The sequence below is a fragment of the Erythrobacter sp. AP23 genome, assembly GCF_001542855.1.
Taxonomy (GTDB): Bacteria; Pseudomonadota; Alphaproteobacteria; order Sphingomonadales; family Sphingomonadaceae; genus Qipengyuania.
Genome location: NZ_LNBY01000001.1, coordinates 583,081 through 604,545, shown reverse-complemented (window position 1 = coordinate 604,545; position 21,465 = coordinate 583,081). Strand labels below are relative to the sequence as shown.

The 21,465-nt window shown below is 64.6% G+C and carries 21 protein-coding genes; 17 read left to right on the top strand and 4 right to left on the bottom strand.

Going from position 1 to position 21,465, the window contains the following annotated elements; translation table 11 throughout:
* Positions 1-31 precede the first annotated feature (31 nt).
* Positions 32-1,339, top strand: coding sequence for a M20/M25/M40 family metallo-hydrolase (locus ASS64_RS02880; protein ID WP_067689551.1), 1,308 nt, complete (start codon positions 32-34; stop codon positions 1,337-1,339).
* 26 nt (positions 1,340-1,365) lie between these two features.
* The gene (locus ASS64_RS02875; protein WP_067689547.1) at positions 1,366-2,211 is read left to right on the top strand and encodes a glycoside hydrolase; all 846 of its coding nucleotides are present in this window, start codon (positions 1,366-1,368) and stop codon (positions 2,209-2,211) included.
* Here the strand turns inward: ASS64_RS02875 and ASS64_RS02870 are convergent.
* Positions 2,208-2,861: a peptidylprolyl isomerase gene (locus ASS64_RS02870; protein ID WP_067689543.1), complete on the bottom strand. Its 654-nt coding sequence runs from the start codon at positions 2,859-2,861 to the stop codon at positions 2,208-2,210. The genes ASS64_RS02875 and ASS64_RS02870 overlap by 4 nt on opposite strands.
* A gap of 137 nt (positions 2,862-2,998) precedes the next feature.
* Here ASS64_RS02870 and ASS64_RS02865 point away from each other — a divergent pair, with 137 nt between their 5' ends.
* Together ASS64_RS02865 and ASS64_RS02860 are read left to right on the top strand one after the other, a co-directional pair.
* Positions 2,999-3,388: a BlaI/MecI/CopY family transcriptional regulator gene (locus ASS64_RS02865; RefSeq protein WP_067689541.1), complete on the top strand. Its 390-nt coding sequence runs from the start codon at positions 2,999-3,001 to the stop codon at positions 3,386-3,388.
* Positions 3,385-5,106: a M56 family metallopeptidase gene (locus ASS64_RS02860; protein WP_067689538.1), complete on the top strand. Its 1,722-nt coding sequence runs from the start codon at positions 3,385-3,387 to the stop codon at positions 5,104-5,106. Before ASS64_RS02865 ends, ASS64_RS02860 begins: the two co-directional genes overlap by 4 nt.
* A 97-nt stretch (positions 5,107-5,203) precedes the next feature.
* On the opposite strand, the gene ASS64_RS02855 is transcribed toward ASS64_RS02860, so the two are convergent.
* Positions 5,204-6,058: a neutral zinc metallopeptidase gene (locus ASS64_RS02855; protein WP_067689536.1), complete on the bottom strand. Its 855-nt coding sequence runs from the start codon at positions 6,056-6,058 to the stop codon at positions 5,204-5,206.
* An 89-nt stretch (positions 6,059-6,147) separates the two neighbouring features.
* On the opposite strand from ASS64_RS02855, the gene ASS64_RS02850 reads away from it, so the two are divergent.
* The 5 genes from ASS64_RS02850 (at position 6,148) to ASS64_RS02830 (ending at position 10,645) form a co-directional block, all read left to right on the top strand.
* Complete coding sequence (locus ASS64_RS02850; protein WP_067689534.1) at positions 6,148-6,903, top strand: 3-hydroxybutyrate dehydrogenase; 756 nt, start codon at positions 6,148-6,150, stop codon at positions 6,901-6,903.
* 6 nt (positions 6,904-6,909) lie between these two features.
* On the top strand, positions 6,910-7,263 hold the full coding sequence (locus ASS64_RS02845; RefSeq protein WP_067689532.1) for a hypothetical protein: 354 nt from the start codon (positions 6,910-6,912) through the stop codon (positions 7,261-7,263).
* Positions 7,264-7,282: 19 nt separating this feature from the next.
* Positions 7,283-8,785: an IMP dehydrogenase gene (guaB, locus tag ASS64_RS02840; RefSeq protein WP_067689530.1), complete on the top strand. Its 1,503-nt coding sequence runs from the start codon at positions 7,283-7,285 to the stop codon at positions 8,783-8,785.
* A 112-nt stretch (positions 8,786-8,897) separates the two neighbouring features.
* Entirely contained in the window at positions 8,898-10,070 is a 1,173-nt protein-coding gene (locus tag ASS64_RS02835; protein WP_067689527.1) for an RsmB/NOP family class I SAM-dependent RNA methyltransferase, read from the top strand.
* Positions 10,071-10,138: 68 nt separating this feature from the next.
* Positions 10,139-10,645, top strand: coding sequence for a tetratricopeptide repeat protein (locus tag ASS64_RS02830; RefSeq protein ID WP_067690362.1), 507 nt, complete (start codon positions 10,139-10,141; stop codon positions 10,643-10,645).
* A gap of 85 nt (positions 10,646-10,730) precedes the next feature.
* Here the strand turns inward: ASS64_RS02830 and ASS64_RS02825 are convergent, their stop codons facing one another.
* Both ASS64_RS02825 and ASS64_RS02820 read right to left on the bottom strand, forming a co-directional pair.
* Positions 10,731-11,207, bottom strand: a complete 477-nt coding sequence (locus ASS64_RS02825; RefSeq protein WP_083508124.1) for an RNA pyrophosphohydrolase — start codon at positions 11,205-11,207, stop codon at positions 10,731-10,733.
* Positions 11,204-12,154: an alpha/beta hydrolase gene (locus tag ASS64_RS02820; RefSeq protein WP_067689524.1), complete on the bottom strand. Its 951-nt coding sequence runs from the start codon at positions 12,152-12,154 to the stop codon at positions 11,204-11,206. Before ASS64_RS02820 ends, ASS64_RS02825 begins: the two co-directional genes overlap by 4 nt.
* Positions 12,155-12,328: 174 nt before the next feature.
* On the opposite strand from ASS64_RS02820, the gene ASS64_RS02815 reads away from it, so the two are divergent.
* The 8 genes from ASS64_RS02815 (at position 12,329) to ASS64_RS02785 (ending at position 21,462) form a co-directional block, all read left to right on the top strand.
* Positions 12,329-14,260: a 2-oxoacid:acceptor oxidoreductase subunit alpha gene (locus ASS64_RS02815; protein WP_067689521.1), complete on the top strand. Its 1,932-nt coding sequence runs from the start codon at positions 12,329-12,331 to the stop codon at positions 14,258-14,260.
* 3 nt (positions 14,261-14,263) lie between these two features.
* Complete coding sequence (locus tag ASS64_RS16595; protein ID WP_157075055.1) at positions 14,264-14,605, top strand: hypothetical protein; 342 nt, start codon at positions 14,264-14,266, stop codon at positions 14,603-14,605.
* Between the two features lie 4 nt (positions 14,606-14,609).
* Positions 14,610-15,644 carry a 2-oxoacid:ferredoxin oxidoreductase subunit beta gene (locus ASS64_RS02810; RefSeq protein ID WP_067689517.1) on the top strand — a complete coding sequence of 345 codons (1,035 nt, stop codon included), beginning with the start codon at positions 14,610-14,612 and terminating at the stop codon, positions 15,642-15,644.
* Between the two features lie 113 nt (positions 15,645-15,757).
* Positions 15,758-16,366: a hypothetical protein gene (locus ASS64_RS02805; RefSeq protein WP_067689514.1), complete on the top strand. Its 609-nt coding sequence runs from the start codon at positions 15,758-15,760 to the stop codon at positions 16,364-16,366.
* Between the two features lie 86 nt (positions 16,367-16,452).
* A complete protein-coding gene (locus ASS64_RS02800) occupies positions 16,453-17,394 on the top strand; it encodes a metal-dependent hydrolase (protein WP_067689511.1) in 942 nt (313 codons plus the stop codon).
* Positions 17,395-17,561: 167 nt separating this feature from the next.
* On the top strand, positions 17,562-18,968 hold the full coding sequence (locus ASS64_RS02795; protein ID WP_067689507.1) for a deoxyribodipyrimidine photo-lyase: 1,407 nt from the start codon (positions 17,562-17,564) through the stop codon (positions 18,966-18,968).
* A gap of 41 nt (positions 18,969-19,009) precedes the next feature.
* On the top strand, positions 19,010-20,257 hold the full coding sequence (locus ASS64_RS02790; RefSeq protein WP_067689504.1) for a cyclopropane-fatty-acyl-phospholipid synthase family protein: 1,248 nt from the start codon (positions 19,010-19,012) through the stop codon (positions 20,255-20,257).
* Positions 20,254-21,462 carry a serine hydrolase gene (locus tag ASS64_RS02785; protein WP_067689501.1) on the top strand — a complete coding sequence of 403 codons (1,209 nt, stop codon included), beginning with the start codon at positions 20,254-20,256 and terminating at the stop codon, positions 21,460-21,462. Before ASS64_RS02790 ends, ASS64_RS02785 begins: the two co-directional genes overlap by 4 nt.
* The last annotated feature ends 3 nt before the right edge of the window (positions 21,463-21,465 follow it).

The window sequence follows — 21,465 nt, the reverse complement described above, 5'->3', positions numbered from 1 at the left end:
CTTGCGGGGATCGAAACCGTCAATTCGCGCGATGCGTTTCATTCTCCCCGTGCTGGCAATTGCAGCCTCCTTCGCTTGCCCCGCTGCCGCCCAGCTCACCGCGCCCGAGCAGGCCATCGTCGAAACCGTGGAGAGCGGGTTCGAGACCGATGTCGCGCTGCTCGAGGAAATTACGCTCATCAATTCGGGCACGCACAACCATGCGGGCGTGAAGGCGGTTGCCGATGTGCTGGCGCCCGAGTTCGAGACGCTGGGGTTCGCGGTCGAGTGGATCGACCAGTCGGCGAACGGACGGGCGGGGCATCTGTTTGCCCGGTATGAGGGCACGCCCGGAACCACGAAGATGTTGCTGATCGGGCATCTCGACACGGTGTTCGAACCCGATTCCTCCTTCACCGGTTTCGTGCGCGAGGGCGACAGGGCGGTGGGGCCGGGCGTGGTCGACAACAAGGGCGGCATCGTGGTGATCCTCGCCGCGCTGCGCGCCATGAAAGAGGCAGGCACGCTCGATGGCGCGAATATCGTGGTCGCGCTGACCGGCGACGAGGAAGATGCGGGCGAGCCGCTCGAGGCGGCGCGCGCGGACCTGGTCGAGGCGGGCAAGTGGGCCGATGTCGCGCTCGGCTTCGAAGGGCTGTCGGTGCTCGATGGTAAGGATGCGGGTGCGATCGCGCGGCGTTCCTCGGGCAGCTGGACGCTGACCACCAGCGCGACAAGCGGGCACAGTTCGGGCATCTTTTCCGATCACGCGGGCTACGGCGCGATTTACGAAATGGCCCGCATTCTCGACAGCTTCCGCCGCGAGCTGCCGGAAGAGAACCTGACCTACAACGTCGGCTTCATGGCGGGCGGTACCCCGGCAGAACTGGGCGCAGACGCGCTTTCCGCCACCACCAGCGGGAAGACCAATATCATCCCGTCGAGCGCGGTAGCGCGCGGCGATCTGCGCGCGCTGACGCCCGAGCAGAATGAGCGTGCGGCGGAGACAATGCGCGCGATCGTCGACCGGAATTTGCCCGGCACCGATGCCGAAATCAGAATCGAATTCCGCTATCCCCCAATGGCGCCGACCGATGGTAACCGCGCGCTGCTCGACAGGTTGAACGCTATCAATGTCGATCTCGGGCGCGAGGTGATGGAGCCCTATCCGCCCTCGCGCCGAGGGGCCGCCGACATCAGCTTCGTCGCACCCTATGTCGACGGGCTGGCGGGGATGGGACCCGCGGGCAGGGGCAGCCATGCCGAAGGCGAGACGATCGAGCTGCGCTCGATTGTGCGGCAGGCGCAGCGCACCGCGATCCTGTTAAGCCGCCTGGCGAAAGAGCCATCGGCGAACTAGCTTTCCCGATGCGATTTCTTCCAGTCATGGCCTTTGCAGCTTTGCTCGCATCCTGTGCGACCACCGCCGGTGCGCCGCCTGAAAGGCTGGGGGCGCCGCCGTTCTACCAAAAGCATGTCGATGCGCACGGCATCCCGATCCTCTCCTCTTCGCGTGTGCCCGACGAGGCGCTGTTTGCCGCGCGCGACATGATGCGCGGGATGCTGGCGCATCGTCCCGATCTCGCTGCATGGCTGGCCGCCAACGATTACCGCGTCGCTCTGATCGCGCGCGACGAGGCGCTGCTCGACCTGCCCGAGAACGCCGGTTGGACGAAGCCCGGGCGCGACGATCCGCGGCTGACACGCTGCGAGATCAAGCATTACGACGTGCGGATAGGGGCCAAGACCGCGCGAGAATATTGGGACGAACGCGCGCGCGGCATCGGCGGCGAACGCATGGTCGGGTCGGAAGAGGATGTGCTCGGCCTGCCGATCAGCCGCTATTTCGGCGAGACGATCTTCGTCCACGAATTCGCGCACAATGTGCTCTTCGCGATCGAGGGCGCGGACCCTGCACTCTATGCGCGCGTCGAGGCCGCCTATGCCAACGCGCTGGCGAACAGTCTGTGGTTCGAGGAATACACCACCACGACGGTACAGGAGTATTGGGCGGAAGGTACGCAGTTCTGGTTCAATTCGAACCGCTTGCAGGCATTCGACGGTCGGCAGATCCTCAACCACACCGACCTTCGGGCCTACGATCCGCAGCTTTACGCCGTGCTGGCGGAGGCCTATGGCGACCGGCACGAGCTGAAGTCCGATCCCTTCCACATGCATCCCGCGCGCACGCCGCCCGGACCGCCACCGGAGAATACCGCCGAAGTCTGCTAGTCGCTTTGCGCGGGCAGGTCGTCCATCCGCCGCATGTCGACGATCTCAACCGGATCGGCCAGCAACTGGCCTTTCATCCAGCCTTCGCCTTTCTCGGGATCGATCGGCGCGGCGTGGATTGCGTGGACGACGTCCATCCCATCGACCACGTAGCCGAATACCGCGAAGCCCAATTGCAAAGTGGGATCGGGCGATTCCGGCGTGGCATCGAGCCCGGTCTGGTCCTTGATCATGATCGAGAAATCGCCCGTCGCGCTGCCGGGATCGTACCGCGCCATCGACAGGGCGCCGTCGGTATGGCTGAGCCCCGTGACAGTGGTCGGCTCATGCGCGATCGGATCGAGAACGCGTTCGGGATGCATCTGCGTACCGCCTTGCAGCAACCCGTTGGGCGGCTCGCCCCAGTCGAGATGCATGGCGCGGTAGAATTTGGTTCCGTCGAAGCGGTCCTCGTCGACATAGCGCAGGAAATTGGCAGCCGTTATCGGGGCGCGTTCGGTCTCGATCGAAACGGTGATGTCGCCCTTTGTGGTCTCGATCACGACCAGCTGCGTATCGAAGGTCGGCTCCTTGGCCGGGGATTCCCCCTGCGCCGACAAGGGCGAGACGAACAGGGCGAGCGGGGCCAGTGCGGCGACGATCCGTGTCATTCATCCAGACTGATATGTCGTTGGTCGATAAGCAAGCGCCTTTACCGCCCATTCATCCACGCTTCAGATTTACAAGCGTAGTCGTTTCGGCTACAGACGTAATCGAAGAATTACGCATGTCGGATCAGGAGTAGGAAATGGCCAAGCGCAAGAACGCCCCGGGCGAGCGGATCAGCGAAGCCGAGCACGCCGTTATGGAAGTGCTGTGGGACAAGAACCCCATTTCCGCTGCCGAGGTCTGCGACCAGGTCTGCGCGCAGCGTGACTGGTCGATCCCCACGGTGAAGACGCTGCTGAGCCGTCTGGTCCAGAAGGAAGTGGTCGGCACCGAGCCCGACGGTCGCAAGTTCCTCTACCGCCCGCTGATCGCGCGTGCCGACTATGTCGGGGGCGAAAGCCGCCGCCTGGTCGAACGCCTGTTCGGCGGCCGCGCCGCGCCGTTATTCGCGCAGCTCGCCGAGAGCGAAGCGCTGACCGAGGACGATCTCGCCGAAATCGAAGCGCTCTTGAGGGAGATGCGCAAATGACCGAGCTTATTCGCGAATATTGGGACTGGTTCCTGTTCGATACGCTGGTGTGGACCGGGGCCTTGCTCGGTCTCGCGCTGCTCTTGCGCCGTCCGGTGGCAAAGCACCTGGGCGCGGGTGCGGCCTATGCGCTCTGGTTCCTGCCACTCGCGCGGCTGCTGTTTCCACCGGTCACCTTGCCCGCATGGATGCGGCCTGGCTTTCTCGAGAGCGCGCCTGCATCGGCACCCGTGGTTTCCGACCTTGCGCTGGCACCGGCGGCCGAAAGCGGTTTCTCCTATACCGAATTCGTCGCCCCGGTCGCGCCGGTCACACTGGATTCGCCGATCGACCTTGTGACGCCGCTGGTGATCCTGTGGCTGCTCGGTGCGGCCCTCTTCATGGGGCGGCGCTTCTGGCTCTATGGCGAGCTGCGCCGCGAATTGCTCGAGGATGCGCGCCCCGTGGGCGAGGTCGGCAATATCCGCCTGGTCGAGACCACCGCGATATCCGGTCCGATGGCTTTCGGCGTGATCGACAAGGTCGTGGCCTTGCCCGACGGTTTCATGGTCAGCCGCGAACGCCAGGTCCGCGATCTCGCCATCGCGCATGAACTCGAACATCACCGCGGCCACGACATCCTCGTCAACGTGCTGATCCAGCCGCTGTTCGCAGTGCACTGGTTCAATCCGCTGGGCTGGATGGGCTGGACCGCCATGCGCCGCGACCAGGAAGCTGCCTGCGATGCCCGCGTGGTTGCCAGCCGCAGCCGTGACGAGCGCGCCGCCTATGCCGCGATCATCGCCGATTTCGCCCGCCGCCCGCAAATCGCTCCGCGACCCGCGCTGGCGGCGCCGATGGCCTGTCCGGTGCTGGGCGACAAGTCGATCATCCACCGGCTGCGCAGCCTGCCGATGACCGATGATTCACGCCGTCGCCGTTTCGCCGCGCGCGGAGCGGTTGCCGCTGCCGTCCTCGCGCTGCCGATGACCGCCAGCATCTGCTACGTCGGCGCAAGCCCGGCGCTTGCCAGTGCGGCTCCGGAAATGACCGAAGTGGTCCACCCGGTCGGCTACGAGGACGAGCAGCCGGTGGCTCGGCGAGCGGAGCTTGCGTTTCTCGATACCGAAGCCATGGCCGAAGTGGTGCAGGAGCGCGTAGAGGAACGCCGGGAAAAGGCTGCGGAAGCGCGCGAGCGCGCCCATGCCTTGCGCGAGGAAGCGCACCGGATGCGCGAGCGGGCCCACGCTAGGCGCGAAGACCATTCGGCAGAATATTCGGAAGAGCGGAAGCAATGGGTCGAGGGCCGCATTCAATTCGCACGCGGTCGCCAGCAATGGGCCGATGGACGTCTCCAATGGGCCGATGGCCGCGTGCAGCATGCCAAGAACGAGGCCGAACACAGCAAGGCGCGTGCGGTTGTCTATGCTTCGGCAGGTGAGTGGGAAGAAGAGCTCGGCGAAGCGATCGAGGAGAGCGTCGCACTGGCCATGAACCATGTGCCGGAGGTGATCGAAAGTTGCCGTTATCCCGACAGCCCGGTGACTACCATCCACAAGGACGACAAGGCGGTAATGTATATCTGCGATACCGCAGGTGATCGCCTCGCTCTCAAGGCGCTCAAGAATGCCCGCCGCGGGATCGAAACCGACGATCGTGTGTCGGAAGAAACGCGCCGCGAGATTATGCGCGACCTGGATGCCGAAATTCGCGAACTGAAGCGTAGCATACGCGGCTGATCGTACACTCGGGCCTGTACGCCGAGCCCCGTAGCGCGAAAGGAAGGGCGCAGCCGCCAAATGCTGCGCCCTTCTTCTCGCTTGTCCGGATTGTCCCTCAGCCGATCGCGGTGATCCGGTCGCAGGCGCGATCGTCGCCCTGTAGGCCTAGTCGCAGCGCGTCGCTACGCTGCTGGCTGGTGCCGTGGGTGAAGTTCTCAGCCGATACACGCCCCCGGGTCAGCCGGTCGTCGCCAATGGCAGCGGCGGCCCGCATACCCTCCTCGATATCGCCGGGCTCGATCAGGTTGCGGTTCTTGCCCGCCCACACGCCGGCATAGCAATCGGCCTGCAGTTCCATCAGTACGTTAAGCTGGTTGGCCTGGCGCGGGTTCTGTTGCTGGGCACTGCGGATCTGACCGGAAATACCGGTAATCGTCTGGATATGGTGCCCGTATTCATGCGCCAGCACGTAATAGCGGGCAAAGTCTCCTCCCGCGCCAAGCTGTCGTTCGAGCGTGTCGTAGAAGCTGGTGTCGATGTAGATCGTCTGGTCGGCAGGGCAGTAAAACGGACCCATGGAGGAACTGCCGCTGCCGCATGCGGTGCGCACTCCGCCGCCGCCATAGAGGTCGAGCGTGGGCTGCTGGAACCGGTCGCCGAGGCCCTGTTCCGCAAAGGTGCGCGCCCAGGTCTGGTTGAGCGATTGGAGCCCGTTGCAAGCCTCGCGCGCATATTCGCTGCTGGTGCAGATTTCCTGTTCGTTGGTGTTGGCGGGACCGGATGCGACCTGCCCTTGTTGCACGCTTTCGACCATGCCCGCTGTCTGCATCGGATCGAGCCCGAACACGAAATAGCCCAGCGCCGCGATCACGATCGTACCGCAGCCTAGACCGCCGGCCTTCCCTCCGGGCAAGCCTCCCCCGCTCGAGCGCACCTTGATATTTCCGGTATTGAACGGATTGAGCCGCATGCGCTCCCCCATGGTTCTGGCCGCTTTACAGCGCACTCCATGTGCGCGATGGCCGTATCTGATTACTGACCTAACGCCTGGAGCCCCGAATGTTTCTCGAAGGAAAGCGCGCACTTGTCACCGGATCGACCAGCGGCATCGGCCTCGCCATCGCGCGGGCGCTGGCGGGCGAGGGCGCCGAGGTCGTTCTCAACGGCTTCGGCGACGAGGGCGAGATCGCGGAATTGTGCAAGGAATTGGGCGCCAGCCACAGCGGCGCGGACCTGACGGACGTGGCACAGGTCGAGGCGATGATGGAAGAGGCGGGCGAGATCGACATCCTGGTCAACAATGCCGGGGTCCAGCATGTCAGCCCGGTCGAGGATTTCTCAGTCGACAAGTGGAACCTCATCATCGCGCTGAACCTCACGGCCGCCTTTCACACCACCCGCCTCGCGGTGCCGGGCATGAAGAAGAAGGGCTGGGGCCGGATCATCAACACTGCCAGCGCGCATTCGAAGGTCGCGAGCCCGTTCAAGAGCGCCTACAACGCATCGAAGCACGGCATCGCGGGCTTTACCAAGACGATCGCGCTCGAGCTCGCCGAGCACGGCGTGACCGCGAATTGTATCAGCCCCGGCTATGTCTGGACGCCGCTGATCGAAGGGCAGATCCCCGACACGATGAAGGCGCGCGGGATGACTCGCGAGCAGGTCATCAACGACGTGCTGCTGGTCAAGCAGGCGACCAAGAAATTCGTCCAGCCCGAGGAAGTGGGCGCGCTCGCCGCCTTCCTCTGCCGCGAAGAAGCGCAGAACGTCAACGGCGCCAACTGGAGCGTAGACGGCGGCTGGACGGCGGAATAACGCGCGATGTCGGTCACCCTGGCTGCGTTTCTCGCAGCTGCCGCCGCGAGCTTGATGGTCAGCCTTGCCGCATGCGTCACCGTGCTACGCGAGCCGGGGCTCCGGTTCAAATTCGTCTGGGCTCCGTTTTGTTTTGTCGGGATGGGCGGAGGGGCGCTGGTTTTGGCAGTGCCGGACCAGATCTATTGGTTCTTTGGCATCGCATTACCAACTGCGTCCTTCTCGACTGTCGATGGTAGCTTGCGGCCGGAGCTGGTCCGATTCCTGTTCCCGGCGGGCGCATTTCTGGCTGGCGCGCGCGTCTATCGGCATCGCGCCGTCAAGGCGCGCGATGCAGCTGATGCCCGAGCCTCTAGCTAATCCCACAATCCGTCGTTACATGGGCCGCCACATTTCCTCCGGCAGGCGATTCTTAAACGTGGCACAGCTCGACATTCCCCTCGGTCTTACTTTCGACGACGTTCTCCTGGTGCCGGCCGAGAGCGATATCCTTCCGTCGATGGCCAATACCGCCACGCAGCTGACCCGCGAGATCGGGCTCAACATCCCGGTCATTTCATCTGCTATGGATACCGTGACAGGGGCGGATATGGCGATCGCCATGGGGCAGCTCGGCGGAATCGGCGTGCTGCACCGGAATTTCGAAGTCGAGGACCAGGCCGCCGCCGTGCGCGCGGTGAAGCGCTATGAAAGCGGCATGGTGGTCAATCCGATCACCATCCATCCCGACGCCACGCTGGGCGAGGCGCAGGAAATCATGGCCAAGAACCGGATCAGCGGCATCCCGGTGACCGACCGCAGCGGCAAGCTGGTCGGCATTCTCACCAATCGCGATGTGCGCTTTGCGGAAAATCCGCGTCAGCCGGTCAAGGAATTGATGACCACCGACAACCTCGCCACCGTGCCGCTCGGCACCAGCCAGGAAGAGGCGCGCCGCATGCTGCACCAGCGCCGGATCGAAAAGCTGCTCGTGGTCGATGACAACGGTCGCTGCGTCGGCCTCATCACGGTCAAGGATATCGAGAAGGCGGTCGCCTATCCCGACGCCACCAAGGATGCGACCGGCCGCCTGCGGGTCGCGGCGGCGACCACGGTGGGCGACAAGGGCTTCGAGCGTACCGAAGCGCTGATCGACGCCGAAGTGGACGTGGTGGTGATCGACACCGCTCACGGGCACAACAAGGATGTCGCGCGCTCGGTCGAGCGGGTGAAGAAGCTTTCCAACTCGGTCCAGGTCATCGCCGGCAACATCGCTACCGGCGAGGCGGCCAAGGTGCTCGCCGGCGCGGGCGCCGATGCGGTCAAGGTCGGGATCGGTCCCGGATCGATCTGCACCACGCGCGTCGTCGCGGGCGTGGGCGTGCCACAACTGACTGCAATCATGGACTGCGTAGAGGAAGCGGAAAAACAGGGCGTGCCCGTGATTGCCGATGGCGGCCTTCGCACCAGCGGCGATGCGGCCAAGGCGCTGGCGGCCGGTGCCTCGTCGATCATGATCGGCTCGATGCTCGCCGGAACCGAGGAAGCGCCGGGCGAAACCTTCATCTATCAGGGCCGCAGCTACAAGGCGTATCGCGGCATGGGCAGCGTGGGCGCGATGGCACGCGGCAGCGCCGACCGCTATTTCCAGGCCGATGTCAGCCAGCAGAAGCTGGTGCCCGAGGGGATCGAGGGCCAGGTGCCCTACAAGGGCCATGCCAGCGCGGTCGTCCACCAGCTCGTTGGCGGTATCAAGGCCGCGATGGGCTATACGGGCAGCGCATCGATCGAGGATCTGCGCAAGCGCGCGAAGTTCGTGCGTATAACCAATGCGGGCCTGACCGAAAGCCATGTTCACGACGTGTCGATCACCCGCGAGGCGCCGAATTATCCCACCCGATGACATTGCGAACGTCATCGTGTGAGTCCCCGCGCAGGCGGGGATCTTGGGCCGGCTTCCCTTCGTCTGCTGCGCGAGACCTCTGCCTTCCCGCGGGATCGGTGAGGAGTAAATCATGACCCCCGCCGCTCGCGTCCAGACCTCGATCGAACTGCTTGATGCAATCATCGCGGCGGCACGCGGCAAGGGCGCGCCCGCCGACCGCATCCTTGCGGACTGGTTCCGCAACAACCGCTTCGCCGGATCGAAGGATCGCCGCGCAATTCGCGAGCTCGTCTATGCCGCAATCCGCGCCTGCGGACCGGTGCCGGAAACGGGCCGAGCCGCGATGCTCCGCCTCGCCGAGCTGGACGAGAGCATCGCCCCGCTGTTCGATGGTTCGACCTATGGTCCCGCGCCAATCGGCAAGGGCGAGGGCTCGGCACGGGGCGGCGTGGCTCCGGTGTGGCTCGAAGAGCGGCTTGCCGGATCGGGCATCGCCGGGCCCGAGGCCGAAGCGCTGCTTGAGCGCGCACCGCTCGATCTGCGAGTCAACACGCTCAAAGCGGATCGCGCGAGATTGGATCTCCCGGCAGAGTTCGCGCTCACCGATGCGCCCCACGGCCTGCGCCTCGAAGCTGGAACGCCGGTCGAGCAATGGCCCGCCTTTCGCGAGGGCCAGATCGAGGTGCAGGACACCGGTTCCCAGCTCGCCTGCCTCGCCGTCGCTGCGCAGCCGGGCGAAACGGTGATCGATCTGTGCGCGGGCGGGGGCGGCAAGACGCTCGCGCTGGCCGCTGCGATGGACAATCGGGGGCGGTTGATCGCTTCGGATACCGACCGCAATCGTCTTGCACGGCTTGCGCCGCGAGCCGAACGCGCAGGGGCCGCCAATATCGAGACCATCCTGCTCGATCCGCAAAAGGAGCTGGATGCGCTCGCCGAATTCGCAGGGCAGGCCGATGCCGTGCTGATCGATGCGCCGTGTTCGGGCACGGGCACTTGGCGCCGCAACCCGGAGGCACGCTGGCGGCTCGACGAAAAGGAGCTGGCGCGGCTGTGCGCAGTCCAGGCGCACCTGCTGGATGTGGCGACACGCCTGGTCAAGCCGGGCGGACGGATCGTCTATGTCACCTGCTCGCTGCTCGACGAGGAAGGGGCGGGGCAGATCGACGCCTTTCTGATGCGCCACCCGCAACTGGCGGCGCGCGAACTTGCGCTTCCGTTGGGCCGGAAACGTGGACAAGGAACGCGGCTTTCACCGTTCCATGACGGCACGGACGGTTTTTTCATCGCCTGTGCAGGGTGAACATGGTAGCCCTACTGATTATGGCTGACACGCCAAGCCTTGGACGGAATACACTTCTGGAGACGATGATGCGTTTTGCCCCTGCTGCCGCAGCCCTTTCTCTTGTCTTTGCCGTGACCTCGAGCGTGGGCTGGGCCGGCGACCGCGAACCCGCGCCGCGCGCGGGCGTGCTGATCGCCGAGGGCAAGGCCGCGCTGGCGCAGGGCGATACGCAGGGCGCGATCGACGCCTTCGAAGCCGCGCTGGCAGTCGACCCGGGCCATACGCCGATTTTCCTGCGACTTGCCGAAGCCGCGCGTGCCGACCGGCTGCAGGGCAAGGCGATCCGCTATTACCGCGAAGCGCTGACCCGCGATCCGCGCAACCTCGCCGCGATTGCAGGCGAGGGTGAGGCGCTGGTGGAAAAGGGCGCGGTCGAGAAGGCCAAGGGCAATCTCGCCAGGCTCGAATCGCTGTGCGGCGCGAGCTGCCCGGAAACGATGACCCTCTCGGCCCGCATTGCGGCTGGCCCGCCCGCGCGCGTGATGACCGCCGAAGCGGTGCTGCCCGATGCGCCGGTAGCGCAGACGAATTGAGCGGGCATCCCCGCGAAGGCGGGGACTTCGCTCGGCAAGCGGTTCTCTATACGCCTGAAAACCCTGCCGTCGCCGGGGCTCGCGATCAGACCAGCTCGCGGAACGCCTCGACCACCGCGCGGTAGACGCGTTTCTTGAACGGCACGATCAGCTCGGGAAGCTGCTCTGGCTCGACCCATTTCCAGTCGCAGAATTCGGGCGGGTCGTGCGCCTCGAGGTCGATGTCGGCATCCACGCCGGAAAAGCGCGCGAAATACCACACCTGTTCCTGCCCGCGATACTTGCCGCCCCACAGCTTGCCGATCAATTCCTCGGGCAGATCGTAGCGCACCGGTTCGTCCATCGCCTTGAGGATCGTGACATGTTCGGGCCTCGCGCCGGTTTCCTCGCCAAGCTCGCGCAGCGCCGCCTCCTTGAGATCCTCGCCATCGTCGACGCCGCCCTGCGGCATCTGCCACCAGTCGCCTTCCTTGTTGTCGATCCGGCGCCCGACGAAGACCTTGCCGTCGCCGTTCACCAGCATCACGCCCACGCAGGGCCGGTATCCGAGCGGTTCGCTCACCTGTATCGCTCCACCATCAGTTTCGTCGCATCGAGGAAGGCCTCGAGATCGGTCTGGCCGCTCGGTATCGCTTTTCGCAGCGTCGTAAACCCGTGAATGATGCCGGGAAACTCGAGATAGACCACTTCCGTGCCGAGTTGCACCAGATGTGCGGCGTATTCCCGTCCGGAATCGCGCAAGGGATCGAGCCCTGCGGTGCATAGCACGGTGGGCGGCGTGTTCGTGCAATCCCCGACCATCGGCATGTTGCGCGGATCCGTGCTGTCGGCGCCGTATTGATCGGTGAACCATGCCATCGCTGCGCCGGTCAGCAGGAATCCTTCGGCGAACAGCGCGAGGCTGTGATGCTCGCTGACGTCCGAGGCGACCGGATAGATGGGCGCCTGGACGATTACCGGGACGCCCGCCGGATCGTTCATCAGCTGGTTGGTGGTGACGATGGTGAGGTTGCCGCCCGCGCTGTCGCCGGTGATGACGAGGCCGGTAATCTCGCGCTCGAGCTCGCCCGGCGAGGTTGCGATCCAGCGCGCCGCCGCCTCGCAATCGTCGGGCGCGGCGGGGAAGGGATGCTCGGGCGCCAGACGATAGTCGACCGAGACGACCGGCAGGTCGAGATGGTGCGAAATCTCGGTGCACAGCGCGTTGTAAACCTCAAGGTCGCCGATCACGAAGCCGCCGCCGTGGATGAACAGCACGCAGGGGCCCGGTGCGCGTTCGGCCTTCACGTCGTAGAAGCGCACCGGGATCGGACCGGCGGGGCCGGGGCAGGTGAGGTCTTTCTGCACGGCCATGGTGCGCGGTTCGGCTTCGGCGATGGCGCCCATCGCGCGCATTTGCTGGCGACCTTCTTCGGCGCCGACCTCTTCCACGCCCTTGCCGCCCATGGCCTCCAGCATGTCGAGGAAGCCGCGCACATCGTCGCGGACATAGTGTTCGGTATCGGCCATTGCGCTCTCTCCCTTTACGTTTCTTTTCGGGACTTAGCCTGTTCGCAGCGCTTTTCCACGCCGCTTTTTTCCCCTAGCAGAGAAACTTCATTGCGAGAGGCAGGGGCCCATCCTAGGTGCGGTCCCGGACTGAAAACGGCGCCGCAGCAGACGGTGCAGACAAGGAATTCACGGATGGCAACAGCCGCCACCCAACCGAAAGACGGCCTTACCGCTGCTCCCGAAGCCATCGTCGTGCGATTTGCCGGCGATTCCGGCGACGGGATGCAGCTTACCGGCGGGCAGTTCACCCTGTCCACCGCGCTGGCCGGCAACGATCTCGCCACCTTCCCCGATTTCCCCGCCGAGATCCGCGCGCCGCAGGGCACGCTATTCGGCGTCTCGGCCTTCCAGATCAATTTCGGCAGCCGCGAGATCGACACTGCGGGCGATGCGCCCGACGTGCTGGTGGCGATGAACCCGGCCGCGCTCAAGGTGAACCTTTCGGCGGTAAAGCCGGGCGGGCTGATCGTTGCCGACACCGGTGCCTTCACGAAGCGCAATCTCGACAAAGCCAAATACGAGAGCAACCCGCTCGAGGATGGCAGCCTCGCCAAATACGACCTGCTCGCCTTCGACATCAGCGAAAAGACGATCGAGGCGGTCAAGCCGTTCGGTCTCGGCAACAAGGATGCGCTGCGGTCCAAGAACATGTGGACGCTCGGCCTTGCGCTGTGGATGTTCGGCCGGCCCCGCAAGCCGATCCACGACTGGCTGCGCCAGAAGTTCAAATCCAAGCCCGAGATCGCCGATGCCAATATCGCCGCGCTCGATGCGGGCCATGCCTATGGCGAGACTGCTGAGCTCGCCGGGCCGTTGCGCCAGGTGCATCTCGATCCGGTGCCCAGCGCGCCGGGGCTCTATCGCACGATCACCGGCGCCGAAGCGGTCGCGCTGGGCCTCGTCGCGGGTGCGCGCCTGCTGCGCCTGCCGATCTTCTTCGGCGGCTATCCGATCACTCCGGCGAGCGCGGTCCTGCATCACCTCGCGCGGATGAAGGAATTCAACGTCACCACCTTCCAGGCGGAAGACGAGATCGCCGCGATCTGCGCCGCGATCGGCGCCTCCTATGCTGGACAGCTGGGCGTGACCTCCTCCTCGGGCCCGGGCATCGCCTTGAAGACCGAGGCCATGGGCCTCGCGATCATGACCGAACTGCCGCTGGTAATCGTCAATTCGCAGCGCGGCGGGCCCAGTACCGGCCTACCGACCAAGACCGAACAGAGCGACCTCTACCAGGCGATCTACGGCCGCAACGGCGATGCGCCCATGCCGGTGATCGCCGCGCGCAGCCCCGCCGACGTTTTCGAATGTGCGATCGAGGCGTGCCGCATCGCGGTGCAATACATGACCCCGGTCATGCTGCTGACCGACGGCTATATCGCCAATGCCAGCGAGCCTTGGAAGGTGCCCGATCCGGAAAGTTTCGAGCGCATGCCGGCCGAATTTCTCACGGAGGCCAACGGGCCCGACGGCACGCTGCTGCCCTACGCCCGCGATGCACACGGCGCGCGTCCCTGGATCAAGCCCGGCACGCCCGGCCTGATGCACCGCATCGGCGGCATCGAGAAAGCGCAGGGCACCGGCAATATCGACTATTCGCCGGACAATCACCAGGCGATGACCGATTCCCGTCGCGACAAGGTTCTCGGTGTGCAAGTCAGCGACCAGAAGGTCGAGATCGGCGAAAAGACCGGCAGGCTTGCCGTGGTGGGCTGGGGCAGTACCTACGGCCCGATCCACCAGGCAGTCAGCCGCGCGCGCCGCAAGGGGTTAGACGTCAGCCACATCCACGTGCGCCACATCTGGCCGCTGCCGAAGAACCTCGGCGAGCTGCTGCGCGGCTTCGACAATGTGCTCGTGCCCGAAATGAACACCGGCCAGTTCAAGACCGTGCTGCGCGACCAGTTCCTCGTCGACGCGCAGCCGCTGACCAAGACCAGCGGCCAGCCGTTCCAGATCGCTGAACTCGAAGAGGCCATCGCGAAGTTCTTCGACGACATCCCCGGCAACGAAGGCGGGCAGGTCCCCGCCAACGACCAACAGCTTCCGAGCACGGAGGGCTGAGTGATGACAGCTAAGGCAAAAGGTAACCAGGGCAGTTGGTTTGCTGAGGTTGAGGCTCCTCGACATCCGGAAGTTGATGGAAAATCACTGCCCTGCATATGGGACTACTGGGTCCATGGCGGGACCAAGTATGTCGATCCCGGCTATGCGGCAGGAAATTCGAAAGCTCAGAAGGTCGTTGAAGCGCTAAGGCGCGATGGCTTTGCAGTCATGCGAAAGCGCGGCAAGGATGAAGGGAAGGCTTGGCGTTCTGCTGGGTACATAGCTGTATTCGAAGTCGCTAATGTTGAATTTGATGAAGCGCTAACTTTCGACATCGTCCGTCGTGTTTGCGAGCTGAGGTAAAGCTATGAACGCACCCGTAAAAATCGAAACCACGCTCAAGGACTGGGAAACCGACCAGGAGGTTCGTTGGTGCCCGGGTTGCGGGGACTATGCGATCCTCAAGGCTGTGCAGCGCACGCTGCCGCAGCTCGGCTGCGATCCGGCCAACACCGTGTTCATCTCGGGCATCGGCTGTTCGAGCCGCTTTCCCTATTACGTCGAGAGCTACGGCTTCCACACCATCCATGGCCGCGCGCCGGCAGTGGCGACCGGCGTCAAGCTGGCCAATCCCGATCTCGATATCTGGCTGGTGACCGGCGACGGCGATGGATTGTCCATCGGTGGCAATCACTTGATGCATGTTCTTCGACGCAATGTGAACATGCAGATCCTGCTGTTCAACAATGAGATCTACGGGCTCACCAAGGGTCAGGCCTCGCCCACCAGCCGCATCGGCACCAAGAGTCCGTCGACCCCGACCGGTTCGGTCGACCGACCGACGCGTGTTGCCGCCTTCGCGCTGGGCGTGGGCGCGCGTTTCGTGGCGCGCGGCTTCGATGTGTCGAAGAAGCTGCCCGAAGTGCTCAAGGCCGCGCACAAGCACCAGGGTGCCGCGATCGTCGAGATTTACCAGAACTGCATCGTCTACAATAAGGACGTATTCGACGGTTTCGCCGCGCCCAAGGGCGCCGAGGATTCTCAGCTCTGGCTGGAAGACGGCGAACCGATGCTGTTCGCGAACGGCACCAAGGGCATCGCGCTCGACAGCGAGAAGCTCGCGCTCAAGGTCGTCGACGTAGTCGATGGCGACTGGCAGGCCGCCGGCGTCATCCGCCACGACGTGACCAACCGTTCGATCGCGCATATGCTGGTCGAGCTGCCCTTCGGTCCGTTCCCCAAGGCGCTCGGCGTACTTTACGACGATCCCAAGCCGACCTTCGAGAGCCAGGTGATCGAGGAACGCGAGCGCGCCACCGAGGGCAAGGAAGCGAACCTCGCGAAACTGCTTGCGAAGGGGCAGACCTGGACCGTCGACGGGACCGCGCAGGATCCGGTCTAGACGCACCACCGTGCCACAATTCGGCCTTTTTCGGACCGATTGCCGCTCGGGCCCGTTATTCGTCTGATACCCTCGCGATGTGCGGGGGGTGGATAGACAATGACGGAGAACACATGACTAAGCTCAAGACGACCGCTCTTGCTTCCGCTCTGACCCTCGCGATTGCCGCTTGCGGCGAGGCCGAAGAACCCGTGGTCGACAATGACCTTGCCGATGAGCAGGTGATCGACACTGCCGAATACGACCCGATGACGCGGGATTACCTGCTGTCCGACGACGCGGCAGAGCGTCGCGCCGAATTCAGCGAACCCGATTTCCGTAGCGAATATCGAACCTATCGCGACGAGATCGTAAGCGAGCAGGTGCGGTTGGTAAACGAAGCCGGCGATGACGCGGACATGTCGGAAACCGATCGCGAAGAGGCAGAGGCCGCCGCGCAGCCGCGCGAGGCTAACACCAACATGCGCGCTCGCGAGAACATGACCTGGGGTTATCTCGACCGGAACGACGACGACCAGCTCTCGGTTGCCGAATATGCGATCTGGGCGATCCCGCTCAATCCGCAAAACGAGGCGCTCAACGACCAGGGCCAACCCGAGCTTAAGGCCGACACGATCAACAAGGCCGCCGACAGTTTCTTCTATTACGACCTCGACGGCGATACCTATCTCGACCGCCGCGAGTTTACGGCTGCCCGCCGGGGCGAGAATTTCGACCTCTGATCGGATCGGCACGAGACCCCATCGGGCGACGGACCATTCTCCGTCGCCCTTTTCATTTGCGTGTGCGCCACTAAGGCTGCGCACCAATGGACAATTTGACACACAGCCTCGTCGGGGCGCTGATCGGACAGGCGGGGCTCAAGCGGAAGACCGGGCTTGCCATGCCCGCGCTGATTATCGGCGCGAACCTTCCCGATGTCGACGCCGCCTGCCTCTTCTGGCTGGAGGGGGTCGAGCATCTCGGTTTCCGCCGCGGGATCACCCATGGGCCGATCGCCTGGGTGCTTCTGCCGATGGTCCTGGCGGGGCTGCTCTACGGCTTCGACCGCTGGCAGGCGAAGCGTGGCACGCGGCCAGCTGGACGGCTGCCGGTGGACCTCAAGTGGCTCTACTTGCTGAGCTTCATCGCCTGCCTGACCCACCCGGCGCTCGACTGGCTCAACGTCTACGGCATTCGCCTGCTCGAACCTTTTTCGTCGCAATGGTATTATGGCGACACGCTGTTCATCATCGACGTCTGGCTGTGGGCGCTGCTGGGCTTCGCGACCTGGTTCTCGCTGCGGCGCGAAAAGCGGGGCGAGGAGTGGCAGCGACCGGCGCGTGCGGCGATAGCGGTGGCGCTGGTGTACATTGGGGTGAATGGGGTGATTTCGTCGTTTGCAGGAACTGCGCGGTACGACGCACCCTATCTGCCGGGACAGATTGCCATCGCAAGTCCCATGCCGCTGCTCTCGTGGAAGCGCGAGGTAATCGTCGGAATCGAGAACGATTGGTGGGTCAAGGACCCCAAGACCTTCAAGATGGAGCGCATTACCCGAGATCGTTGCGCATGGCCCGACATGAACCGGCTGCGCAAAGACAATGGTGAACTCGATGCCTTCCTCTTCTGGTCCCGCGCCCCCTTCGCTGAACGCGCGTCCGACGGCTCGATGATCCTACGCGATGCGCGATTCTACGATCCCCGCGCCCGAGACCGTTTCGCCGTTGCGCTGCCGGATGTGGAATGTGAGGAACTATCGGCGCAGTAGGCAGGTTCGGCATGAAAGCCCCCTCTTCTTCAGAGGAGGGGGTTGGGGGTGGTGGCGGCGCGCGAGCGCCGCGCGTGCCGCTCTCACCACCCCACTGCGACTAGGGTTTGCTGCGCAAAGCCAAGTCTCGTTGCCCCTCCTCTGAAGAAGAGGGGATGAGGAGCGTCATGACTTCACCCCAAATCGTCTGGCTGCGGCGCGATCTGCGCATGGCCGACCAGCCCGCGCTCCATGCCGCGGCCCAGGCCGGTCCCGTCATTCCGGTCTATGTGCTCGACGACGCGCGCGCGGGCGATCATGCCTATGGCGGCGCCTCGAAGGTGTGGCTGCACCATTCGCTCCAAAGCCTCGGCAAGTCGCTGGGCAGCCGCCGCTCGCAGATCGTGCTGCGCAAGGGCCATGCCCCGCAGATTCTCGCATCCATCGCCGACGAGGTGGGGGCCTCCTGCATCCACGCGATGCGGCATTACGAGCCGTGGTGGAAGGAGGCCGAGGACGAGCTGCGCGATGCACTTTCGAGTTTGGGGGGCGAGGACCGCAAGCTGTGCCTCTACGACGGCAATTACCTGCTCCCCCCGGGCAGCGTGACGACCGGATCGGGCGATCCCTACAAGATCTACACGCCGTTTTCGAAGGCGATGCTCGAGGTCATGCCCCCGCGCGATCCGCTGCCCGAACCCGGGACGATCCATTCGCCCGATAGCTGGCCTGAAAGCGATAAGCTCGAAGATTGGGGCCTACTCCCGACAAAACCCGATTGGGCAAGCGGCATCCGCGACTTCTGGGAATTCGGCGAGGCGGCGGCGCATGAGCGCCTGGATTGGTGGACCGACCAGGTCGCCGAGTATGACGAGGGCCGCAACCTGCCCTCGGACGACATCACCTCGCGCCTGTCGCCGCATCTGCACTGGGGCGAGATCAGCCCCGCGCAGGTCTGGCACAAGCTCAAGGACAAGCGCTCCGACGGCTGGAAGACCTATGCCAAGGAGATCATCTGGCGCGATTATGCGCAGAACGTGATCGACCAGTTTCCCGACTATCCGCGCGAGAGCTACCGCGACTATGACGAACGCAGGCTGTGGCGGAACCCCAATGCGGGGCACCTCATCCGCGAAGACCTCGAATGCTGGCAGCGTGGCATGACCGGCTACCCCATCGTCGATGCCGGGATGCGCCAGCTGTGGCAGACCGGCTGGATGCACAACCGCGTGCGGATGATCGCGGCGAGCTTCCTCGTGAAGCACCTGCTGATCGACTGGCGCTTCGGCGAGCAATGGTACTGGGACTGTCTCGTCGATGCGGATTATGGCAATAACGGCGTCAACTGGCAGTGGATTTCGGGCACCGGCGTCGACAGCAATATGTTCAGCCGCATCATGGCCCCGCTCACGCAGAGTGAGAAGTTCGACGCGGCAGGATACATCCGCGAATACATTCCCGAGCTTGCCGAACTGGACGACAGCGAAATCCACGACCCGCCCGACGAGAAGCGTGGCGACTATCCGGCCAAGATAATCGGGCACAAGGAAGCGCGCGAACGGGCGCTTGACGCGTACAAGGCCAGCAAACCGTAGCGGACTTGTCGCACCTTTCCCGGCGCGCCATAGGCAGCGGGATGGAGATGCGGACAAGCCAGCGCGGACGCGACCTTCTGGACGGAGCGAGAAGCTTCGCCCGCAAGCCGGGGCTCCTCGCGCGCCTGTTCGCACCCGGCTTCGGCAAGATCCTCGACCGGATCGACGAAGCGCTGGTTACGGGTGCGATCCATGCGACCCTGCCCGATGGCAGCCGCCGGACCCTGGGGGGCCGCGCCCCGGGTTTCGTCTGCCAGGTCGAGCTGCGCAGCTGGAATGCGCTTGTGCGGCTCGCCACCAATGGGTCGATCGGCTGGTACCAGGCGTGGGAGGCGGGCGAGTGGGCCAGTCCCGACCCGGTGCCGCTGTTCGCGCTGTTCATGGCCAATGGCAGCGAACTCGGCGACACCGGTCGCGCGCATGGCCCGTTCCGCTGGGCCGCGCGGTTTGCGCATTGGCTCAACCGCAACACGCATTCGGGTGCGCAGAAGAATATCAGCGCGCATTACGATCTGGGCAATGATTTCTACGCCGCCTGGCTCGATCCGACGATGAGCTACTCCTCCGCCCTCGCTGTCGCCGAAGACGGGTTGGAGGCGGCACAGCGACGCAAGTGGGATGCGCTGGCACTGCGGCTCGGCAATCCCGCCAGCGTGCTCGAAATCGGTTGTGGCTGGGGCGGGTTGGCGGCCATGCTGACCTCACGCGGCAGTGACGTCACCGCGATCAGCCTTTCCGACGCGCAACTCGCCTGGGCGCGCGAACGCCATCCCGGGGTCGATTTTCGCAAGCAGGATTATCGCGATACCGCAGGGCGTTACGATGCCGTCGTCAGCGTCGAGATGGTCGAGGCGCTGGGGCGCGAATACTGGCCCGCCTTCATGGACTGCATCGCGCGCAACCTGAGACCGGGCGGGCGCGCCGCGATCCAGTACATTTCCATGCGCGACGAGTTCTTCGAAGCCTATGCGAGAAGCGCGGATTTCATCCAGGCCTATATCTTCCCCGGTGGATTGCTGATCCGCACCAGCGAGTTTCGCCGTCTGGCCGAAGCGCGCGGGCTAATCTGGCAGGACCAGCGCGATTTCGGCCTCGACTATGCCGAGACGCTAAAATGCTGGCGCGAGAATTTCGACGCGGCGGAACGCGAAGGGCGCCTGCCGCAGGGTTTCGACAGGCGTTTCTGCGACTTGTGGCGCTATTATCTGATGTATTGCGAAGGCGGGTTCCGCGGGGGCGGGATCGACGTCCACCAGGTCACGCTGGTGAAACAGGGAGAGAGTGAATGAAGGGGTTTTGGATTTCGACTGCGGCGCTGGCGCTGGCAGGGTGTGCGACCGCTTACGATGCCGCGCCCGTTCCCGAGGTTGCGGCGGCGCCGCCTGCGGTCACGCAATCCATGCCCGAACAAATGGCGAGCATGGATCCGTCCGATTCGATCCTGTTCTGGAGCGATGAACGCCGCTCGGCTGCGTTTCGCGACATGGAGGGGCTGTTTCCCGGCCTCGAAGTGGCACCCGCCAATCGGGTGCGCGAATTGCCGCGCGCAGCCGGCGCACTGCCGGCGGATGTGCAGGCCGAAATCCGCGCCTATATGGCGCAAACACAGGCAGCGGGCGTGATGGCGCTCAAGGACGGCGAAGTGGTGTTCGAGGAGTACGGCCTCGGATTTGGCGCGGATGACCGCTGGACCAGCTTCTCGGTCGCCAAGAGCTTCACTTCGACCCTGCTCGGCGCGGCGATCGAGGACGGCGCGATCGACAGCGTCGATACGCCGGTGACCGAGATCATTCCCGCGCTCGCCGGGACGGCCTATGACGGGGTCAGTGTCGGCCAAATCGCGAGCATGACCTCGGGCGTCGCCTGGAACGAGGACTATACCGACCCGAACAGCGATGTCGCCAGAATGCTCGCCATCGCGCCGGTGGCGGGCGAATCGCAGGCGGTGACCTATGCCCGCACGCTGGAACGCGAGGCACCCGCGGGCGAGAAATGGGTCTACAAGACGCTCGAAACCAATCTGCTCGGCCTGATCGTCGAACAGGCAACCGGCCAATTGCTGGCGGCCTATGCGGCGCAAAAAATCGTCGAGCCTGCGGGCTTCGAGGGCGGCATGTTTTGGATGCAGGACCTCACCGGCGGCAATATCGGCGGCTGCTGCCTGTCGCTGCGCCTGGCCGATTATGCCCGCATGGGTCAGTTTGCGCTCGAAGGGGGCGAGGGCATTGTCCCCGCGGGCTGGTTTGCCAACGCGGGTTCGCCACTGGTCGATTTCGGTGAGCGAGCGCCGGGTTTCGGCTATGGCTACCAGTGGTGGACCTATCCCGGCGATACCTATGGCGCGCAGGGCATTTTCGGCCAGGCAATCACTATCGTCCCGGAAGAGGAGCTGGTCGTCGCGATCGTCAGCAACTGGCCGAGCGCGACCAGCAGCGATCATCGCGCCGGGTTCCGCACGCTGGTCGGGAAAATCGCCGCGGCGCTCGACGACTGAGCG

Coding starts and splice junctions, on each gene's coding strand:
- ASS64_RS02880 (WP_067689551.1), top strand. CDS start 32: ATGCGTTTCATTCTCCCCGTGCTGGCAATTGCAGCCTCCTTCGCTTGC.
- ASS64_RS02875 (WP_067689547.1), top strand. CDS start 1,366: ATGGCCTTTGCAGCTTTGCTCGCATCCTGTGCGACCACCGCCGGTGCG.
- ASS64_RS02870 (WP_067689543.1), bottom strand. CDS start 2,861: ATGACACGGATCGTCGCCGCACTGGCCCCGCTCGCCCTGTTCGTCTCG.
- ASS64_RS02865 (WP_067689541.1), top strand. CDS start 2,999: ATGGCCAAGCGCAAGAACGCCCCGGGCGAGCGGATCAGCGAAGCCGAG.
- ASS64_RS02860 (WP_067689538.1), top strand. CDS start 3,385: ATGACCGAGCTTATTCGCGAATATTGGGACTGGTTCCTGTTCGATACG.
- ASS64_RS02855 (WP_067689536.1), bottom strand. CDS start 6,058: ATGCGGCTCAATCCGTTCAATACCGGAAATATCAAGGTGCGCTCGAGC.
- ASS64_RS02850 (WP_067689534.1), top strand. CDS start 6,148: ATGTTTCTCGAAGGAAAGCGCGCACTTGTCACCGGATCGACCAGCGGC.
- ASS64_RS02845 (WP_067689532.1), top strand. CDS start 6,910: ATGTCGGTCACCCTGGCTGCGTTTCTCGCAGCTGCCGCCGCGAGCTTG.
- guaB (WP_067689530.1), top strand. CDS start 7,283: ATGGGCCGCCACATTTCCTCCGGCAGGCGATTCTTAAACGTGGCACAG.
- ASS64_RS02835 (WP_067689527.1), top strand. CDS start 8,898: ATGACCCCCGCCGCTCGCGTCCAGACCTCGATCGAACTGCTTGATGCA.
- ASS64_RS02830 (WP_067690362.1), top strand. CDS start 10,139: ATGCGTTTTGCCCCTGCTGCCGCAGCCCTTTCTCTTGTCTTTGCCGTG.
- ASS64_RS02820 (WP_067689524.1), bottom strand. CDS start 12,154: ATGGCCGATACCGAACACTATGTCCGCGACGATGTGCGCGGCTTCCTC.
- ASS64_RS02815 (WP_067689521.1), top strand. CDS start 12,329: ATGGCAACAGCCGCCACCCAACCGAAAGACGGCCTTACCGCTGCTCCC.
- ASS64_RS16595 (WP_157075055.1), top strand. CDS start 14,264: ATGACAGCTAAGGCAAAAGGTAACCAGGGCAGTTGGTTTGCTGAGGTT.
- ASS64_RS02810 (WP_067689517.1), top strand. CDS start 14,610: ATGAACGCACCCGTAAAAATCGAAACCACGCTCAAGGACTGGGAAACC.
- ASS64_RS02805 (WP_067689514.1), top strand. CDS start 15,758: ATGACTAAGCTCAAGACGACCGCTCTTGCTTCCGCTCTGACCCTCGCG.
- ASS64_RS02800 (WP_067689511.1), top strand. CDS start 16,453: ATGGACAATTTGACACACAGCCTCGTCGGGGCGCTGATCGGACAGGCG.
- ASS64_RS02795 (WP_067689507.1), top strand. CDS start 17,562: ATGACTTCACCCCAAATCGTCTGGCTGCGGCGCGATCTGCGCATGGCC.
- ASS64_RS02790 (WP_067689504.1), top strand. CDS start 19,010: ATGGAGATGCGGACAAGCCAGCGCGGACGCGACCTTCTGGACGGAGCG.
- ASS64_RS02785 (WP_067689501.1), top strand. CDS start 20,254: ATGAAGGGGTTTTGGATTTCGACTGCGGCGCTGGCGCTGGCAGGGTGT.